We start from the raw sequence: 19411 nt of genomic DNA on the forward strand, positions 1-19411 counted from the left end.
TGTTTGTTTATTTCGACATGTCGCCTGTATAAAGCGCACTTTTCATATATTGGGCAAGTCCAAAACGCACCAGCACCCCAATAACAGCCGCCACCGGGACCGCCAACATCACCCCGGTAAAACCGGCAAGCGATCCCCCGGCCATCAAAGCAAAGATGACCCACACCGGATGTAATCCCACTTTTTCACCAACCAGTTTAGGCGTTAAAAAGTTCCCTTCAATGATTTGCCCAATCGCAAAGACACCACCAACCATCGCAATGTCCATCCAGCTGTCAAACTGGACCAAGGCAATTGCAATCGAGACCCCCAGCCCCAATATGGAACCGAAATAGGGAATGAACGAGATTAAGCCCGCCCCCAGTCCCACCAAAAGGCCAAACTCCAATCCAAGAACAGAAAGACCCGCAGCATAAAAAACACCCAAAATCAAACAGACACTAGCCTGACCGCGTACAAAGCCTGCCAACGTCTGATCGACAAGGCGAAACTGGTCGCGAATAATATCGGCATGTTTGCGCGGTAGCCAATTATCAATGCGGGCCACCATCACATCCCAATCGCGCAGCAGATAAAAGGTCACCAACGGGGTTAGAACCAAAATAGAGACAATATCAACCAAGGCCACGCCGCCACTGATGACCTGTTTGAGAACCTGCCCCAACACGCCCAGACCCTGTTTTGCAAAGCTGGCAATTGTTGAGCCCAATTCCTTAAGGTCACTTTCGCTGACACCTGCAAAAATGTCTCTAATCAGCGGTTCTGCCAAATTTCGTACATAATCCATATATTCTGGAACCCGACTGGCAAACCCGATTACCTGAGTCGCCAAAACGGGCAGTAAAGTCGATAAAACACCAATAGTCAGAATAAAAAAGCAAACCGTAATCACACTGGTTGCGACCAAGCGTGACAATCCCCATTCTTCCAAGCGATCCGCCAACGGGTCGACAAAATAGGCAACAGCCATGCCAGCCACAAACGGTGTCAAAACGTCACTGAGGATATAAAGCAAGAGGATAAAGGTTAATAAACCAATCCCCCATATTCTGAACTGTTTCGATGCGTTCATATCAATTCCCGTTCGTCTGCGAAATGGTTTGTCCCCACTGGTATAAATATATCAGCCCGGATAAGACAGTCGTCAAGGCTGTTATGTAAATGAGGCCTTCAATCAGAAATGCGCCCCCTTCTATGTCCAAGCCATTAATCCCCAAAACAGCCGCAACCAGCGCAATTTGAACCGTGGTATTAACCTTGGAACTGAAATTTGGCGACATTCGTAAATTTCGTGTCAGCAGTTCAATCAAAGCCGCGCCAATTACAATGGCAACATCACGAAACACAACCATGATCACCAGCCAAAGCGGCAAAAGGTCCTGAACACCCAAAATAACGAAGGCACTGACCAACAACAATTTATCTGCAATTGGATCAAGATAGGACCCTATCGCACTTTGCGCTTTCATAATTTTGGCAAGATAGCCGTCCACACCATCGCTGATCCCGGCAATAATAAACAGCCAGAACGCCGTTTTGATCTCGTGTTCCAAGACAAGCCAAACCATAAAAGGCACCGCAAATACGCGCCCCAAGGTAATGATATTCGGTATATTCAGCCAGACTTGGCGGCTCACGAACGGTTCCCCTCAGCCAAATTCAAAAGAGACCAGCTTTCCCCATTTAAGGTCAGGTCCAAATCCACTTGACGTAAGGAACCGATCAATTGATCCAGTTTACCAATAAAATGTAAATTGATTTGTACGGTATCACGCGCCAGTAAAGCCAACTCGACACGGCGCACAACGGCAACTTTTTCCAGACGTTCCTTCACAGCCAACCATTCCGGCAATCCCTTAATCGCCAAATTAACCGGTAAAACATCCATTTGTCCGAACTGTAATAAATTATCGCGTTTCCAGCTTTCCTGAACAATGTCTGAGACCTCATCGGCAAGACGGGTCAGAAACGCGTTCGCGCTCTCACCTTCTTGTGCCGCCAACCCCAATAAGGTCGCACGCCCTTCATATACGGACCCAATCCGGTTCACAATTAAATCAACACTATTGGGCAAACCTTCGCTATCACGCCCCGTTACCGATAAATGTGCAATCACAACGCTTGGGACTTCATATCGTTGCGTCATTGCCATTAAGGCATCACGATCCCCAGCCAATGCCTGTTGGGCACTCACCCCGGAAATATCAGCTAAATCCCCTAAAGGCAACGCGAGGGGAACAAGGCCATTTTGTGTTTGTTGATTGCTCCAAACATCGCGCCACGGGTTTGGATTTTCCCATAAGGATAAGCGCGTTCCGTCTTCAAACAGGGGCAGGATCAAGACTGGTTTGCTGATGGTTTCCGCAAAAGGAATACCGCGAGCCTTTAAAAGATTTCGAATGGCATCGGCCTTAAAATGATACGTGTAGGTCGCCAAATAACGCACGGATGAAGATTTTTCGCCATTCACGCTGAAGTCACGAATATATTGTGCACGTCGGCTGGGCTCCACCCACGGCAACAAATCACGGTCCGCCTTCATGGTCAGGCGTTTCAGCAAAATATCAAACGCACGGCCTTCGCCTTCTCGCATCGCTTGTTGGCGGGCTAAAGTGACATTTTTGGCGGTGACATCCACATAAACGCCATTGACTTCAAAGACATCGTCGGCTTGAGCTGGTCCCATATTCAGGACAAACAATCCCACCCATAAACCAAACAGGATAATCGTGCGTATTTTATCAATCATAACCGCCCCTTGATGGAAATTTCTTCGCTTTTGTTTTGCCCTGTTTTCCGCTTGGATGCAAGAAAATGGCAGTTAAACCCACTTTGACATTTATTTTTAATAATTAAAAACTTGATTTCCGCACCGCACAATAGCAATATTGCAATGCAGCGCAGAAGTGCTTTTTATATAAAGACATTGCCGAGGCAACCCCACATCATGTTTTAAGGAGTCAATTCCATGAGAATGAGTGTAAGCCCAAAAGAGATTGCAGAATACCTCGTCAACGAATTCGGCCACCAAAAAGCTATTGAAGAATGTCATTATCATTTGAACCGTTGCGTTGATGCTGAAACCGCCGGTGTCTGGCATAATATTGGTGCCGCCTTAAACGGCATGCAACCCGTACAACGCTGCAATTAAAAGAATCACCTGACAATCGCGTTTTCTTCATTGCAAACTGGCTGTAATTCAGTATGTTCGGGGCGTTCAACATGGTGTATGTTGGACGCTCTTTTCATATGGATTTAGTGAAGGTTGGGTCATGGCTGATCAAAAGGGTCTCACCTATAAAGATGCAGGTGTCGATATCGATGCGGGTAACGATTTGGTCGATGAGATCAAACCGCTGGCAAAATCTACCAAACGTGCAGGCGTCATGGACGGATTGGGCGGTTTCGGTGCTTTCTTTGATTTGCGGGCTGCGGGCTATCAGGACCCCATCCTTGTTTCTGGCACAGACGGTGTCGGCACAAAATTGAAAGTCGCCATTCTTGCTGACAAACACGATACGGTTGGAATCGACCTTGTCGCCATGTGCGTCAACGATCTGGTTGTGCAAGGGGCCGAACCGCTGTTGTTCCTTGATTATTACGCGACAGGCAAACTTGATGTTTCTGCCGGGCGCGATATCATCAAAGGCATTGCAGAAGGCTGTATTCAAGCAGGTGCCGCCCTGATCGGTGGCGAAACGGCTGAAATGCCGGGTATGTACAGCGAAGGCGATTACGATCTGGCCGGGTTCTGTGTTGGTGCGGTTGAACGCGGTCAAGAACTGACCGGTGCAAATGTAAAAGAAGGCGACGTGGTTCTCGGCCTTGCTTCCAACGGTTTACATTCCAACGGGTTCTCATTGGTGCGCCGCGTGGTTGAAGCCGCTGGACTGGATTATGCCGCCCCTGCCCCGTTTGATGCTGAGCGCAGTCTGGCCGAAGCCTTGCTTGATCCTACAAAAATTTATGTCAAAAGCACACTCGCTGCCATTAAATCCGGTGGTGTAAACGCACTGGCCCACATCACAGGTGGTGGTCTGGTTGAAAATATTCCGCGCGTTTTGCCCGATGGTCTGGGCGTTGACATTGATGCATCCAGCTGGAAATTACCTGCTGTTTTCTCTTGGTTGGCTGAGGCTGGCGGCATCGCAAACCATGAACTGGCCCGTACCTTTAACTGTGGGATCGGCATGTGCGTCATCGTAGATGCGGATCAAGCAGACGTCTTGACCAAGATCCTGCAAGATGGCGGCGAACGCGTAACAACAATCGGCACAGTCGTCAAACGCGATTCAGGTGAACTTGTCAACATCAGCGGTATTGAGACATGGCAAAGCTAAAAGTCGCCGTTTTAATCTCGGGCAGTGGCAGTAATCTGCAAGCCCTGATCGACATGTGTGCGAAAGACGATGCCCCAGCAGAAATCACCCGTGTGATTTCTAATGTGGAAAGCGCCTATGGTTTAGAACGTGCGAAACAGGCCGACATCAAAACCACGGTGATTGACCACAAAAAATATAATGGTCGCGAGGCATTTGAAGAGGCGTTGCATCAGGTTCTAGATAGCGACAAAGTCGATTTAATCTGCCTTGCCGGTTTCATGCGTCTTCTGACCGATGGGTTTGTGCAAAAATGGCGTGATCGTTTGATCAATATTCACCCGGCTTTGCTTCCTTCGTTCAAAGGGTTACATACCCATGAACGCGCCATTGAAGCCGGTGTCAAATTTCATGGGGCGACCGTTCATTATGTTCGCCCGGCAATGGACGAAGGCCCCATCATCGTCCAAGCCGCCGTTCCGGTCCTGCCCGGTGACAGCGCAAACGATCTGGGCGCGCGCGTGCTGGAACAGGAACATAGAATTTACCCGCTGGCCCTGAAATTAATTGCTGAGCGCAAAGTCCGCGTTTCCGGCGAAAAGGTTATCTATAACGGTGTGGAAAATCTGAATACAGCCTCGATTAATCCATCAGCCTGATTAAAAAATAACGAATAAAAAAAAGTCCCTTGTTCGCTTATCTGAACAAGGGACTTTTTTTATGCCTGCCCCTTTGCACGCCAAAGAACAACGTGCAAAGGGTTTGACTGTGTTAAGCTTTCGCTTCGTCGCGCAATTCCACACGACGGATTTTACCGGAAATGGTTTTCGGCAAAGCGTCGCGGAATTCGATCTCGCGCGGGTACTTGTAAGGCGCGGTCAGATGCTTGACGAAATCCTGAATTTCTTTTTCCAGCTCATCAGATGCTTCATAGCCAGCCGCCAACGTCACGTAGGCTTTCACGATCTCGCCGCGCATTTCATCGGGTTTTGCCACAACAGCAGACTCGGCAACTGCCGGGTGTTCGATCAAAGCGCTTTCAACCTCGAACGGGCTGATACGGTAACCGGACGAGGTAATCACGTCATCAGAACGACCAACGAACCAGATGTAGCCATCTTTATCGCGTGTTGCCGTATCCCCGGTATAATACCAACCATTGCTGAAACATTTTGCATTGGCGGCTTCGTCTTTGAAATACCCTTTGAACAAACCGTACGGATATTGCTCCGTCATTTTAACGGCAATATGGCCCACGGTATCGTCGGCAACAATCTTGCCGTCATCATCAACCACATCCACAGTCAGACCAGGAACAGGTTTGCCCATAGAGCCGGGGCGAATTTCCATTCCCTTATAGTTCGCAACGATATTGACTGTTTCGGTTTGCCCGTAGCCGTCATAAACATCACAACCGGTTGCTTCTTTCCACGTGCGCATCACTTCCGGGTTCAACGGTTCGCCCGCACCGATGCAATGTTTCAGGCTATCAAGATTATAAGGTGACAGGTCCATTTGGGCAAAGACACGGTAAACCGTCGGCGGGGCGCAGAAGGATGTTACCTTTAAGCGTTCGATTAATTTCAGGTGGAAATCCCCATCGAAACGGCCATCCCCATCATACAGAACAATCGTTGCGCCCATCAACATCGGCGGGAACAGCATGCCCCATGCGGCTTTGGCCCAACCGGTATCAGTCAATGTCCAATGAACATCACCGTCTTGCAAATCCATCCAGTACTTGCCGGTAATGGCATGCGCCAACCCATAGGAATAATCCCGCGGGACCATTTTCGGCATAGACGTTGTGCCAGATGTAAAATAGATCAACATCATATCGTCTGCACCGGTCGGCTCCACATCATCACGTGACAATTCATCAGAGTTTTCAGCGCATAATGTTTCAAAATTCACCCAGCCATCACGGTCTTCACCAATAATAATCAGGTGTTCCAGCGTCGGGCATTTTTCTTTGATCTCTTCAATTTTTTCGGCATGTTCCGCTGTCACAATCGCCAGCTTTGCACCTGCACGATTGATGCGGTATTCCAAATCATGTGCCGTCAGCAGGTTTGTCCCCGGCATAGACACAACGCCGACCTTCATCGCACCGACCAGCACTTCGTACCATGCCGGGATACGGGCAATAACCACACAGGCAAAATCGCCTTTTTTACAGCCCAATGAACGCAGGCCATTGGCAAAGCGGTTCGCTTTTGCGTTGAGTTTTGCGTAAGTGTGTTCTTCCATCTGTTCGCCATCACGGCTTACAGCAATGTAGGCAACTTTATTCGGTTCATCCTTGGCGCGTTTTTCAACCAAATCGAACGCAAAATTATAATTGCTCGGGATCTCCAGCGAGAACTCGTTACGCATTGCCTGATAGACATCACTCATTGCTTTTTCTCCTAATTTGAGTTGCCATGCGCGGCAGTGTAACGCAGTTTTAAAATCAAAATGTTAAAAATTGTAAAGAGAAACAGGCTCGGCTCCTCGTTTAGCAGCCAAACAGTTTTGACCCCCTACATATATTATATTAACCATTTGATTTTTATAAATTTATTTATACAAAACCATGCTGTTTTTTGTTCATCTCACCAACATTTTTTTTCAACTGACGCCCTGTTTTTTTGTCCAAAACAATCAAACCGATGCTTTTTAAATAAGACTCGGTGTTTTTGCGTATCATTTATCAGGGTTTCTAGGTATGCCGCTTATGCCTCTCGCATATCATCAAGGAACGATTCAACTTCTTGATTAAGCTTGCTGCTCTGATCATCGATACTTGAAACACCTTCCAAAACTTCACTGACCTTTTCGTCATTATTTTTAATCGCATCCGCCACATCGACCACACGTTCAGAAATCGTGTTCACATGGGTTGCTGTATTTTGTACAGTTCGGCTAATTTCAGCTGTCGCGGCACTTTGTTCTTCAACAGCCGCCGCAATCCCGGCAGATAATTGATCAATATCGGAAATAATGGTGGTGATTTGCGCGTTGGCTTCAACCGCTTCTGCAATTTCATTTTGGATATTGCCAATCAGTTCTGAGATATTGTCGATCGCGGATGCCGTCTGGTTTGCGAGATTTTTCACCTCACTGGCGACCACAGCGAAGCCTTTACCGGCCTCGCCCGCACGCGAAGCTTCAATCGTTGCATTCAGGGCCAGCAGATTGGTTTGCTCGGCAATCGTATTGATCAAGCCGATCACACTTTCGATTTTTTCAGAACCATCTTTCAAGCGTTCAATATTGTTATTCAGGTTGGCCGCACGACTAACCGCCTCATTTGCCACTTGCGAACTATTGGCGACCTGCCCACTGATTTCGGTGATGGAACGTGACAGTTCCTCCGTATTGGCTGCAACCGAGGAAATATCCTGCGTCATCACTTGCGAAGCTTGTGTCACTTCCTGAGTTTCAGACAAAGTGTGACGCGAGATTTCATTCATTGAAACCGCCTTGTTACGGATATCACCCAACGATTCAGACAGAATGGATAGGGATTGTCCAACAGCCCGATCAAAATCGTCCGCCAATTTTTGCGCCTGCGCTTTCTTTTCTTCTTCGGCACGTTTTTGCTGTTCTTCCTGCGCCTTTTTCAGTTCGTCCGCTTCACGCAAACCATTTCGCAACAACGCAAGGGCCGAACCCATCATACTGATTTCATCACTGCCATTGCGATTGACCCGCGTGGACAGATCCCCACGGGCAATTTGTTGCATGCCCCGAACCAAAATCATCAAACGTTTCACCAGATTGCGCAAGACGTAGAACCAGCCTACAAGGATAACCACCAAAATGGAAATCACCGTCACAATAACCAACGCAATCATGGTCTTTTGCGCGGACTCGTGGTTTTGTGCAACCGCCCCGTCCATATCGTTTTTGAGATCAGCAACAATTTTGTCGACCTCAACCGACAAAGCACTTGAAACATCACGCGCCTGATTAAGCAGGGCATCGCTTTCATTGCGTAATTTCAGTTGTTCCCGGCGCAGTTTCAAAATGTTGTTTGTGGCATCCCCCTTACTGCCCAATGTCAGAAGTTCCTGAAATAATTTTTCAAGCTCGGCAACGTCTTGGGTTTGCGCCATTACAGACAACGGACTAGCCATAGATGCGATGGATTGTAAAAACCCTTCTTCGACTTTTTGCAGGCTTTCGGCTGTTTCGCTTTGCGACCCTTCCAGCAACATACCGATCAAAAGATTTGCCCCGCTTTTAAAACCCAGAACGGCTTTTAAAAACTTGGTGACTTCCAACGGGGCCATTTCCAATTCCGTTGTTTCGAGATCAATCTCTTGCCCCGCCTTGATCTGTTCCATAACCTGTTCAATATAAGCCAGCCATTTTTCAGAAATATCCAGCATACTGATATTGACGCCACTGGTCATGGGATCAAGTTTTGTCTGGGAAATTTCACGCAAGGAAATTAGATTTTTCGCCAATTCATTGCGCCGTGCTTCCATCTGCTGCATTTGGCGCACGATCTCGTTCATACGCGTCACCAGCGGCGGGATTTGCTGCAATTTCGCCTGTAAGGCTTCGGCCTGCTTTTTATCTTTTAACAGGGGGGCTAGCGAGTTCACCCCTTGATTAGCATCCGTGATCGTTTTTTCAATCATATCCATATGGGTTTGGCGTTCTTCATCTGTGGATGCCGCACTCAACAACGGTGCCGAAGCCACCAACTGTGATGTCTGGTTCGCCAAAATCAACGAAGAAATAATCACCGGGACCTTTTCTTCACTGATCGCATTTTGGGTTTCACTCAGTTGATTAAGCCCATTCCAACTGACAAAACTGACCAGAACGCAAAGGAAGCCTACACTTCCAAAAGCAAGCAGTAGCCTTTTGCCAATGCCAAAGCCGATTTCACGATTTAGATTCAAGTCGTCATCCGCCGCATTTTGAATCGGTGTGCCCGTATTATTCATACCCAAGTACCCATAGTTACACGATTAATTTTAACTGGTTTTTTATCCTGCCAGATTACAGCGCAGGTTGTCCTCAGGAAATCCGCATCACTGCGTACATTTTTTACGTAAAATAACGTAGGCGCCGGTTGACCGACATCATTTCATTTTTTGCGCCCCGGCGTTAATTCTGTTCCAACTTAATTTCTATATCAGGAGCATTTTTATGAACGTTTTTCGCTTGGCCATCACAGAAGATAATAAAATTATGAGTGTTGAAGGTGACCTTGAACTGGGCCAAGCCCCAAATGGCATCACAATTCACGAAGTTTATAACTGCCCTGAAGAAGCGCAAATCGAAGATGCAGCCTATCTCCTGTCCAAAGGGCCGTTAAAAGAAGGCATGTTCCGTCATAACTTCGCCGACCTTGCCTCTGGTGGCGCTTCCTGCTGTGGTGCATGTAGCTAACTAATCACATAAAATATAAAAGCGGCGCATCCATGAGGACCGCCGCTTTTATAGCTTTATATATATTTAAGCTTAGCCTGAAAGCTTCTGCGCAAATTGCGCTAAATATCGCATACCCTCTATGGCACGACTGCCGTACCAACTGGTCATTTCACCATCAATAATATGAAGCTTATCAGCAGGAATATTGTATTCCTCGCTGAATTCATCCAAATGATGCTGTTTAAACAGAAACGGTTCGCTGGAAAAAAGGATGGCATCCACCTCGTCTAAAATGCCACTTTCCAGATCAATTTCAGGATAACGCACCTCTGCGGCTTGCGGCTGGGTGATCATATGGGCGGTGCGGAGCGATTGAGAGATATAAGTCTCGCCCGTCACCGTCATCCACGGATCTTTCCAGATAAAATAAAGGACCTTTTTTTCTTCCAGTCCTTGTGCCGTCAACTGGGCATGTGTCAGGGCGGCCTGAAAATCTGAAATTAGTCGCGCGGCCTCTCCCTTTTTATTGAAAATATTTCCGATCAGGCTGAACAGATCAATATTATCACTTGGTGTGTTCGGATGGGTGACAACGATATGAGGGATAAACTCAGCCAGTTCATCAACCAGTTCTTTGGGGTTTTCATCCACATTGACGATCAGGTGCGTGGCGTTCAACGCCTTGACCTTATCCATATTGACCTGTTTGGTCCCGCCAATACTGCGTACTTGCTTGACCTGATCTTTGGGGTGGACACAAAAAACAGTGCGCCCGACGACTTGATCCCCCAACCCCATATCAAACAGCAATTCCGTAATACTGGGGACGAGAGAGATTATGCGGGCATCCTGACTTGGCTGATGGCTTTGCCCGATCGCATCTATAAACATGAAAGGAATACCGTCTAATTAATCAACAATTTTAAAAAGTCTATCGAATTTGGAAAGGTCGAACATGCGCCGTACCATCGGCTTGGCCCCGGTAATCGTAAGCGTAATCCCCTTGCTTTCCGCCTGTTCATGGAGTTCAATCAACATCCCTAGACCGGATGAATCGATATAGTCAAACTCATGCACATCCAGAATCCATTTTTTTTGATCAGATGTCGCCATTGCTTTGGCAATTTCAAGAATTTTGTGACGGGACGAGGCTTTGATATTGCCGTAAAACGCAACCCGTTTGACATCATTTTCATCAATGAGAGAATATTCCATTTGCCACCCATGATTGATTATTTTGTTTATCAAGACAGCCAGACTACTGAGAACAACTTTCTTTGGCAAGTCTCCAGACTATATGTCTTTACAGGAACGCCGCTTATAATCGCTTGTGCAGGTAGTCGGTTACAGATACCGATTACCGAAAGAAAAAAACAGGAAGGAAGCTGCAAGAAGACAAGTAAATTGGTAGCTGTCACCGATTATTGGCACCGATTATTGTAAACAAAACTTAAAAAATAATATAATTTTGAGGCTGACTCTGGAATTCTCGTAGGCAAGTAATTCGGTAACTGTCCCCCGAACTTGTAACTGTCCCCGAACTTCGAACTTCACTTAGTAGGTAATAAAACAACCACAGTGGTTGTTTCAGACAATGGCTACATCGTAAGTGCCTATCCAATTAAAGAATTCGAAAGATATTGATATGGTAAATAAAATAGTTCTCGCATGTGAATATATGACTTCACCAATTTTCTTATATGAAGATGAAGATCAAACCCTAGTAAAACTAGGTTTCTATTCCGAGCAAAAATTTGGGCCAGTTGATATTTCAAGTTTGAATATTTCAAACTCTCTGAGAGAAAATATTACCATGTGGGATCAAGCATATCAGAGAACATTTAATCATGATTATCCACCTGATTCAGGCTTTGTTTCTCCAAATGAAAAGGAAAAGCACATAAAACTAGGAAAAAAACTAGCAGAATGCCTTACAACCGAACTTGGTAGAGGATATGACGTAGAGTATAAACCAATTCCATAAGGCGGAGTTCGGAGTTGAGTTGGAGTTCGGGGGACAGTTCGGGGACAGTTCGGGAAGAAAGTTCAGAGTTCGGGGCAGAGTTCAGAGTTCGGGGGACAGTTACAGAGTTCGGGGCGAGTTCGGGGGACAGTTACCGATCTCTCGGTTTTGGTCCGGGCTTTTTAAAGTTCGGGGGACAGTTACCGATCTCTCGGTTTTGGTCCGGGCTTTTTAGGCAATAAAGTGCCTATTCCGGGGGCAGCCTCGAAATTTAATTAGGTGGCTGACCCCGGAATTCTCCTTCATTTTCTGAAAGAGGTATGAAAAGCTTAGGCAAGTAATTCGGTAACTGTCCCCCGAACTAGTGCCCCGAACTAGCCCCCCCGAACTAGCCCCGAACTAGAAAAAGAATGGTTTAACAATGGAACAGTCTATGATTTCAAAAATTGATAAGTGGTTTTCTGAACAGAGCTTCGTACTTATGACCATTGCCGGTCAATGGATTGGGCGGCCTATGGACAACGTATACACATACGAAAAATCTGAAGAATGTAAGGAAGGTATACTCATATACCTCGATAATGGGTGGATCATACTATGCCTAACTCCTCAGGAATTAGAATCCAATAAGAATGAACTAGTTTTAGGTGCTGAATCGTTCCACTTAAGGCGACCCAACAGTGAATCCAAAGATTATAAAAACGGCTATATTCGTTTCTTTACAAATCCGTAGTTTAGTTCTGTATTCCGGGATCAACCTCGAAATTATCTTTCTCAATCTTTCATAAGAAGTTCTCGCGGATATTCCGGGGTCAGCCACCTAATTAAGTTGCGCAATCAAGAAAGATAATTTCGTAGCTGACCCCGGAATTCACGGAATTCGAGAACTCGTAAAACCGTTTTTTTAAGTCTCTGAAGCTGTCATATTTTTACGACCTTCACGTTCTGCCATCGCATCGTTAAACGAGAACTGGCAAGTGTGAAACATTCTCTTATTTTCCTTCGTGTTTTGACGATTATTTTCACAGGCCTGCAACGTGTAAAGAGCATCCTTATCTTTGCGGGCCATAACTTGATATTTAATCAATGTAGCCATATAGCTTGTCTCTGAAATTGGAAATTTCCGTTTGGCAAGCTTATGCGCAACAATCGCTTTATCCCACATTTTTATATTTTCGTATTCCCGCAGCAAAATGTCAAAAACCTCATAAGTGGGCTCTGGTCCATTTGCGGCAATTTCCAGATTTTTAATAGCTTTGTTATTTTTACCCTGCGCTTTCCTTATTTTATAAAACAGGAGACGAATTGTAGAGTCGGGATCGTTTACTTTCCCTCGTAAAGAAAGGCGGATTTTTTGTTCAGCTGTTTTCAGGTCTTTCTTTTCAAAGGCTAAGCGCGCTTGGTTAAAATAGAGGCGGCGTTCAATGGCTTTAAAACCGACACCTTGGAAGACATGCCTCTGATAGGCCTCGGTCTTGAGACGAGGAAGATTCACAATTTCGCGACGGTATTCTTTTTGAATATAATATTTTGCATTCTGGTAGCGGACTTTCCCGCTCGGATGGCTAAAGGCATAGGAACGGAACCACCCTTTTGCTGTCTCTTCAGCTTCATTGTGTGGTGTCTGGGCAGAGACTTTTTTGATATATGTTAAGACACTGTTCCAGTTGTAACCTGCGTTATAAAGCATATCAACCGCCAGAAGATCCGCTTCAAGCTCATCTTCACGTTTGTGTTCATATGCCAGTACGTTCGTATAATAATCGCTGACCGGATCATCAATTAAACTGGTGACGATTCCGGTGGCTGTGGCATCCACACCTAGCTTATTCGAAATCAATGCACCTAGTGTGTAAAGACCAGAGCGCACACCTTTAGCCGCTAATTTTTCCCAAACCTCGGAATTCATGTGACGGAAAATTGAATGAGACATTTCATGCGCCAAGATCGCAGCGAGTTCATCCTCACTCGCAATGTTTAAAAGCGTGCCGGTTGGAAGGGTCAGCAAGTTAAACGTCGACATCCTCGCCGTATAATAATTTTTATCTGTAATTAAAAAAGTTACAGGCGGATCAATATGTGCTTCGGAATAATGTTGCAGCAACTTGTTGGCGACTCTATTGATATATTTTTTTAAATAGTCATAACCTGGACCGACAAGAGAGCTTTCATCATGAAGTCTTAAAACAGCTTTTTCAAAATCTTGCCTATTACCTGTAAGCCCTAAGCTTTTCTCTTTTTGTTTAAGAGCCTTCACGTCCTTTGAGAACTTGTAATCTTTTTTAGCCAGATCCCCTTTAAAATCAATCCCATCCAAAAATTTTGTTAAAAAATTTTCTTCTAATTCAGGGTTTTGCCTTTCCTTAACCGAGGCTTGCATCTTACCGGGAATTTTGTCGTAAATTGGATTTGTCTGGCCCGTTGTTTGACATGCGGACAAGGATACCAGACAGAGACCGGCACCTAACAAGGTTTTAAACTGCTTTATCTTTTCCATTTTTCTTAATCCTTGCAGTTCCCTAGTCCGCGTGAGACAAGTTGCCCATAATCTGAGGAACGTGCGACCGCCAATTTAGGGCGTTCTTTCAGTTGTTTGATCAGGCAATTCATATCCGTTACGACAATGGTTTTTTCATCGGTTTGGACGAATGATTCAGGCAACCAAAACTTGTCACTATACTGCAGCATATGAGGCTTCTGAGGGTGACGGACGACTTCAAAAGGAAGCGGTAAGAGCTCACTTGTTTTCACCGTAACAAATTCCCCGGACATCGGATCACTATATAGGTCAACAGTATTGTCTATAGAATCATATGCAATAACATTCACGAGTTGAACATCTGCAGCAAAGCTTGAGTGTCCCCCTAAAAAGGACGCAGACAAGAGAAGCAGTCCGATCAAGAGTATTTTTTTCATTTTTAACCTCATTTTATTCGGTAAAAGAGCATGCCGCTCTTTCATTTAGTTTGATTCGGTTCATTAAACCTAAACGAGAATATGCTCTTAAGGGCATTAACGGTCAAAACACCAATAAAGGTGAGCGCAAGCATGGAAACCCCCAGCCAGTTCACAGGTTCAAAATTCCACCAACTGACAAAAGCGATTTCTGCCGAAAAAATAGTTAAGAATACAAGCAGGCTTAAAAAAGCCATTTTAAGAAGCAGCTTATATGGGGATTGCTTGGTATTTGACACGATCGATTTAATAATCAATGCCTCAACAATAATAATAAAAATTGTTAAACAAAATTCAACCAGAGTGGTCGCATCTATATGCCAAAATAGCTTTTCAGCAGGACGATAATATTCTGTTCCATAGGTACGCAAATTATCGTAGGCCATAGCGTGAGCGACGACACCGGGGACCTGTGCAATCGTTGGTGACTGCGTTAAATCTTCATTTCCAATGAGAGAAGCCCCGATCATGACGACCTTATTGGCGACAAACTCGCCAGCGATCTTTTTCTTAGTCAGGTCGGATGATTTTTGAAATTTCAGAAAATCCAACATTGGAATGAGGGAATGGAAAAAACAGCCTTTTTGAGAAGAAACCGACAGAAATTTATTTAGTATTGCTTCTGCCAAATAACGTATTGACCGAGCGAGCCTCCCATTAAAGTCTGCCGGATGCTCCTGACAATCTTGGTTATAAAAAGGGTATTTTATATTTAACTGTGCTAATCCATTCCCCCATTGAATATCCATAGGGTCTGAAAAGACCTGAGAGGCACTCTCCAAAATTGAGGACGTACAATTCCCTTCTTTCTGACATTGGTCATAATAGAGTCTAAGCGCCGGTGAATAACCAATTTCATTATTGCACGCCTGATACCCAACAAGGGGGTAATAACGATCATAACCTTGAAACCTGACAAAAGGTGAAGCTGTTGAGATTTGATCGATATTGCCGATATTCTTCAAGCTCTGTGACGTGCAATCCTGACCATTCCATGTGCGGGTATGCAGGTTTGGATTGGGAAAATAAACGTCAACCCCGGCACGTTTTATTCTCTTCAAAGTGTTTTCAAGATGCACTTGTTCTTGAGCGTCCCCCCGAGGATCCAAAAGCAACATATCTATAAAAATAGCTTTTGGGCGCAGTTTGGCGACATTGTACAAAATATCTGCATATTGGCGTAAAGTCGGCGGATAGTTGAGGTAACCAATCTCGTGATTATTCGCTTTCGCAGCGTTAATCGTACTTTCATCAATCAATAAGATAGATATTCCACCACTTTTCTCGTTATTATAGAATGGCGATGTAATCCGGTTATAGGCAGAAATAGACTGTTGGTCTGTTGCACTGGTCAGCCCAACAGGATCAAGAATTGATATAAGAGATGCGCCAAGGGCAACAAGAAAACCTCTGATTATGGTCCAGCGCGTTGTTTCCTTTTGAATATATTTTTGAACGTCATAAAACCATCTGACAAAAAAAATAGGATTAGATGCCACGCCCCACATGCCCCTTCGATTGTATTGCCCGATACAACGACCCGGATTGTAGAGGCGATGCCCCCTTAATGCAACGCGAAATTGTTAGAAATTCAAGCGTTAGCCTCTTCCAACGCTTCCGCAGCTTCCAGCCATTCCATTTCGGCTTCTTCCAGTTGATTGTTGATCTCGCCAAGCTTGATTTGCAAGGCTTGCAGCTTATCGCTCGGCCCCTCATAAACCTTGGGGTCAGCGAGTTTGGCTTCCAGTTTTTCTTTTTCCTGCGTGTACTTTTCGACGCGTTTTTCCGCCTCTTTGGCTTTTTTGCGCAAAGGGGCTTGGGCCGCGCGTTGGGCGGCACGATCTTGGCGACTGGCCTTTTTTTGATTGGCCGCGCTGTTTTGATCAGTGTTGGTGTTGTTTTTCTTGTCGCCGCGACGCGCTTCAATCAATTGGCGTTTATATTCCGCCAAATCCCCATCAAAGTCTTTACAATCCCCTTTTTCCACAATCCACAGGCGATCACAGGTTAGTTCCAGCAAGTGTGGATCATGCGAAACAATCACAACCGCCCCGTCATAGGTATTGATGGCTTGCACAAGGGCTTCGCGGGAATCCACATCCAAATGGTTGGTCGGTTCATCGAGAAACATAATGTGCGGGGCCTCGAAGCTCATCAGCGCAAACAGCAAGCGGGCTTTTTCGCCACCGGACAATTTTTCAATTTTGCTATCGGCTTTGTTGCCTTCGAACCCAAAACGCCCCAGTTGCGCACGCACTTTGGACTCCACCGCATCCGGCATCAAGGCGGCCATATGGTCAAACGGTGTTTTTTGTACGTTCAGTTCATCGGTTTGATGTTGAGCGAAATAGCCAACTTTTAACTTACTGGATTTGCGCAAGCTCCCTTCCATTGGCGCAAGGCGGTTGGCCAGCAGTTTAACCAATGTGGATTTACCATTGCCGTTGGCCCCTAAAAGGGCGATACGGTCATCCATATCAATGCGTAAAGACAGTTTCTTCAGGATCGGTTTATTTTCTTCATACCCAACATCGACCTCTTCCATCGCGATTAAGGGCGAAGACAGCGGTTCCGGGTCCGGGAAATCAAAGGTATAGGTCTTTTCTTCCAGTACCGATGCAATCGGTTCCATTTTTTCCAGCATTTTCACGCGGCTTTGCGCCTGCTTGGCCTTGCTGGCCTTGGCACGGAAACGATCAACGAAGCTTTGCAAGTGTTTGCGCTGAGCCATCTGCTTGGATTGCGCCTTGGCTTGCAGGGCGAGCTTTTCCCGGCGTGTTTTTTCAAACGTATCATAATTGCCGCCATAGCGCGTGAGCTTGCAATGTTCCAGATGAATGATCTCGTCCACCACCGTATTTAACAAGGCCCGTTCGTGGCTGATCACTAAAATGGTGCCGGGATACCTTTTTAAATAATCTTCCAACCACATGACGGCTTCAAGATCCAGGTGGTTGGTCGGTTCATCCAGCAACAACAAATCAGGTTGGGCAAACAAAGCAGCCGCCAAGGCCACACGCATCTGCCAACCGCCAGAAAAATCGCTACAGGGTCGCAACTGCGCTTCGTGGTCAAAGCCCAGACCATTCAGGATCGTTGCCGCGCGTGCCGGGGCGCTATGGGCATCAATATCAGCAAGTCGGGCGTGGATTTCACCGATCCGGTGCGGGTCGGTGCAGGTGTCGGCCTCAGCCAACAGACTTTCACGTTCTCCATCAGCCTTTAACACGGTATCGAGCAAAGAATCACTGCCCGTTGGTGCTTCCTGTGCGACTCGTCCCACGCGGGCGCGTTTTTGTACGCTCAGGCTTCCATCATCCGGTGCAAGCTCTTCTAGAATTAGTTTAAACAAAGTGGATTTGCCCGTGCCGTTTTTGCCGACAAGGCCTACCTTGTGACCTGCCGGAACGACAACAGTTGCCTGTTCAAACAGGATGCGCCCGCCAATGCGGTATGTCAGATCATTTATATGTAACATAGTCGCGCTTTTAGCACATTTTTTGGGCATTTCACCATGAAAGATGAAAAACATAATTGTGCAGTTGCAAATTGCGTTTTGACGCTGTATAAGGCGCCCACTTTGTCGCTGGGTATCCGTCCCGGTGACTTCACAGAGATTTTACAGACAAAGGGGTTTCCCTATTATGGCTATCGAACGTACACTGTCCATCATCAAACCGGACGCAACTCGCCGCAACCTGACGGGTCAAATCGTCGCTCGTTTTGAAGAAAAAGGCCTGCGCGTCGTTGCTTCCAAGCGCATCCAACTGACTCAAAAGCAAGCTGAAGGCTTCTACGCTGTGCATAAAGAGCGTTCTTTCTTCGGTGAACTGGTTGAATACATGATCTCCGAACCGGTTGTTGTACAGGTTCTGGAAGGCGAAAACGCCATCCTCGCTAACCGCGAAATCATGGGCGCAACAAACCCGGCGAACGCAGAAGAAGGCACAATCCGCAAAGATTTCGCCATCGACGTTCAAGAAAACTCCGTCCACGGTTCCGACGCTCCGGAAACGGCTGCAGAAGAAATCAAATACTTCTTCTCTGAGTGCGAAATCGTCGGCTAATCTGATATCCTCAGATCGCAAACGAATAAAAAGCGGTGCTTCCTACATGGAAAGCACCGCTTTTTTTTGTGTTGGATTAACGCTTACGCTTGCCTAGCAAAACCAGCCCAAAAGCAACAGATCGGTAACTGTCCCCCGAACTCTGAGGGCCCCCGAACTCTGAAGAACTGATTATTAAAGTTTCGAGGCGCTCCGAAATTCAGGCACCTAGCTTTTTCTATCTATCGTAATTGCGCGATATAACAAATGTCATGTTTTCGCCAAGTCTCCGTGATTTTCTGAATGAGCCCCCAATGTGCAATATCAATTTTACCTTGATCAAAATCGGTCCGAGGCTGGATATAGGCTATATATCCTTCACCTTGGTAACTAAAAGGATGTTGTATCCCCCCCCCAAAAGTTCGAGAGTAATATGGGTTTGCCAATAGTCCTCTTTTATTAGGGTCATAGTTGGGGTGAAGTTGTAATTCAACTAAATGATCACGCCTCTCATTTATCTCTCGATTAATGAGTTCCATACCGGTATCGGCGTTTATGATTCTGCCGCCATCCACCTTTTTCCATTGGGCTGCAAGAAACTCATCAAGCCCACCTTCAAGGGTAAAAATTTGAATATTTTGAAAGGGAGACGTATCATAGATTCTGCCCATTCCTATATTTCTTAAAATGATTTCTTTATAACCATCCCCGTTTGTATCCATTTCAGCAACATTTATAAAGCTCGAATAATCTTT

The 19411-nt window shown here is 45.9% G+C and carries 18 protein-coding genes; 6 read left to right on the forward strand and 12 right to left on the reverse strand.

The window, feature by feature from the left end:
* Positions 1 to 7: 7 nt before the first annotated feature.
* Genes ACN0VA_RS07685 through ACN0VA_RS07695 form a run of 3 tightly spaced genes read right to left on the reverse strand, consistent with a single transcriptional unit; the run spans position 8 to position 2749 of the window.
* A complete protein-coding gene (locus tag ACN0VA_RS07685; RefSeq protein WP_417820584.1) occupies positions 8 to 1072 on the reverse strand; it encodes an AI-2E family transporter in 1065 nt (354 codons plus the stop codon).
* A 1-nt stretch (position 1073) separates the two neighbouring features.
* Entirely contained in the window at positions 1074 to 1637 is a 564-nt protein-coding gene (locus tag ACN0VA_RS07690; protein ID WP_417820585.1) for a CDP-alcohol phosphatidyltransferase family protein, read from the reverse strand.
* Complete coding sequence (locus ACN0VA_RS07695) at positions 1634 to 2749, reverse strand: DUF2066 domain-containing protein (RefSeq protein ID WP_417820586.1); 1116 nt, start codon at positions 2747 to 2749, stop codon at positions 1634 to 1636. Before ACN0VA_RS07695 ends, ACN0VA_RS07690 begins: the two co-directional genes overlap by 4 nt.
* Before the next feature lie 219 nt (positions 2750 to 2968).
* Between ACN0VA_RS07695 and ACN0VA_RS07700 the strand changes: the two genes are divergently transcribed.
* The 3 genes from ACN0VA_RS07700 to purN all read left to right on the forward strand — a co-directional run bounded on the left by ACN0VA_RS07700 (position 2969) and on the right by purN (position 4978).
* On the forward strand, positions 2969 to 3151 hold the full coding sequence (locus tag ACN0VA_RS07700; protein WP_417820587.1) for a hypothetical protein: 183 nt from the start codon (positions 2969 to 2971) through the stop codon (positions 3149 to 3151).
* 121 nt (positions 3152 to 3272) lie between these two features.
* Positions 3273 to 4340, forward strand: coding sequence for a phosphoribosylformylglycinamidine cyclo-ligase (purM, locus tag ACN0VA_RS07705; RefSeq protein ID WP_417820588.1), 1068 nt, complete (start codon positions 3273 to 3275; stop codon positions 4338 to 4340).
* Positions 4328 to 4978: a phosphoribosylglycinamide formyltransferase gene (gene purN, locus ACN0VA_RS07710; protein ID WP_417820589.1), complete on the forward strand. Its 651-nt coding sequence runs from the start codon at positions 4328 to 4330 to the stop codon at positions 4976 to 4978. The genes purM and purN overlap by 13 nt, the downstream gene beginning before the upstream one ends.
* Positions 4979 to 5090: 112 nt before the next feature.
* Here the strand turns inward: purN and ACN0VA_RS07715 are convergent, their stop codons facing one another.
* Together ACN0VA_RS07715 and ACN0VA_RS07720 are read right to left on the reverse strand one after the other, a co-directional pair.
* Entirely contained in the window at positions 5091 to 6716 is a 1626-nt protein-coding gene (locus ACN0VA_RS07715) for an acyl-CoA synthetase (protein ID WP_417820590.1), read from the reverse strand.
* A gap of 317 nt (positions 6717 to 7033) precedes the next feature.
* On the reverse strand, positions 7034 to 9262 hold the full coding sequence (locus ACN0VA_RS07720; RefSeq protein ID WP_417820591.1) for a methyl-accepting chemotaxis protein: 2229 nt from the start codon (positions 9260 to 9262) through the stop codon (positions 7034 to 7036).
* A gap of 205 nt (positions 9263 to 9467) precedes the next feature.
* On the opposite strand from ACN0VA_RS07720, the gene ACN0VA_RS07725 reads away from it, so the two are divergent.
* Positions 9468 to 9710 carry a hypothetical protein gene (locus ACN0VA_RS07725; RefSeq protein WP_188667327.1) on the forward strand — a complete coding sequence of 81 codons (243 nt, stop codon included), beginning with the start codon at positions 9468 to 9470 and terminating at the stop codon, positions 9708 to 9710.
* Between the two features lie 72 nt (positions 9711 to 9782).
* Here ACN0VA_RS07725 and ACN0VA_RS07730 read toward each other — a convergent pair whose 3' ends face one another.
* Positions 9783 to 10583 carry a helical backbone metal receptor gene (locus tag ACN0VA_RS07730; RefSeq protein ID WP_417820592.1) on the reverse strand — a complete coding sequence of 267 codons (801 nt, stop codon included), beginning with the start codon at positions 10581 to 10583 and terminating at the stop codon, positions 9783 to 9785.
* A gap of 18 nt (positions 10584 to 10601) precedes the next feature.
* Entirely contained in the window at positions 10602 to 10907 is a 306-nt protein-coding gene (locus tag ACN0VA_RS07735; protein WP_417820593.1) for an STAS domain-containing protein, read from the reverse strand.
* A 430-nt stretch (positions 10908 to 11337) separates the two neighbouring features.
* Between ACN0VA_RS07735 and ACN0VA_RS07740 the strand changes: the two genes are divergently transcribed.
* Entirely contained in the window at positions 11338 to 11676 is a 339-nt protein-coding gene (locus tag ACN0VA_RS07740; RefSeq protein ID WP_417820594.1) for a hypothetical protein, read from the forward strand.
* An 883-nt stretch (positions 11677 to 12559) separates the two neighbouring features.
* Here the strand turns inward: ACN0VA_RS07740 and ACN0VA_RS07745 are convergent.
* The 4 genes from ACN0VA_RS07745 to ACN0VA_RS07760 form a co-directional block, all read right to left on the reverse strand.
* The gene (locus tag ACN0VA_RS07745) at positions 12560 to 14152 is read right to left on the reverse strand and encodes a M48 family metalloprotease (RefSeq protein ID WP_417820595.1); all 1593 of its coding nucleotides are present in this window, start codon (positions 14150 to 14152) and stop codon (positions 12560 to 12562) included.
* A 5-nt stretch (positions 14153 to 14157) separates the two neighbouring features.
* Positions 14158 to 14571, reverse strand: a complete 414-nt coding sequence (locus ACN0VA_RS07750) for a hypothetical protein (RefSeq protein WP_188661949.1) — start codon at positions 14569 to 14571, stop codon at positions 14158 to 14160.
* Positions 14572 to 14612: 41 nt separating this feature from the next.
* Positions 14613 to 16109 (reverse strand): CHASE2 domain-containing protein, encoded by a 1497-nt coding sequence (locus ACN0VA_RS07755; RefSeq protein ID WP_417820596.1) that lies wholly within the window; start codon positions 16107 to 16109, stop codon positions 14613 to 14615.
* A gap of 92 nt (positions 16110 to 16201) precedes the next feature.
* Complete coding sequence (locus ACN0VA_RS07760) at positions 16202 to 18088, reverse strand: ABC-F family ATP-binding cassette domain-containing protein (RefSeq protein WP_417820597.1); 1887 nt, start codon at positions 18086 to 18088, stop codon at positions 16202 to 16204.
* Between the two features lie 166 nt (positions 18089 to 18254).
* Between ACN0VA_RS07760 and ndk the strand changes: the two genes are divergently transcribed.
* Positions 18255 to 18677, forward strand: a complete 423-nt coding sequence (ndk, locus tag ACN0VA_RS07765) for a nucleoside-diphosphate kinase (RefSeq protein ID WP_188661955.1) — start codon at positions 18255 to 18257, stop codon at positions 18675 to 18677.
* Between the two features lie 221 nt (positions 18678 to 18898).
* Here the strand turns inward: ndk and ACN0VA_RS07770 are convergent.
* Positions 18899 to 19411, reverse strand: a 513-nt coding sequence (locus ACN0VA_RS07770) for a hypothetical protein (protein ID WP_417820598.1), incomplete at its 5' end; no start/stop codon positions are given.

Source organism: Terasakiella sp. (assembly GCF_048267425.1).
Classification (GTDB): Bacteria; Pseudomonadota; Alphaproteobacteria; order Rhodospirillales; family Terasakiellaceae; genus Terasakiella.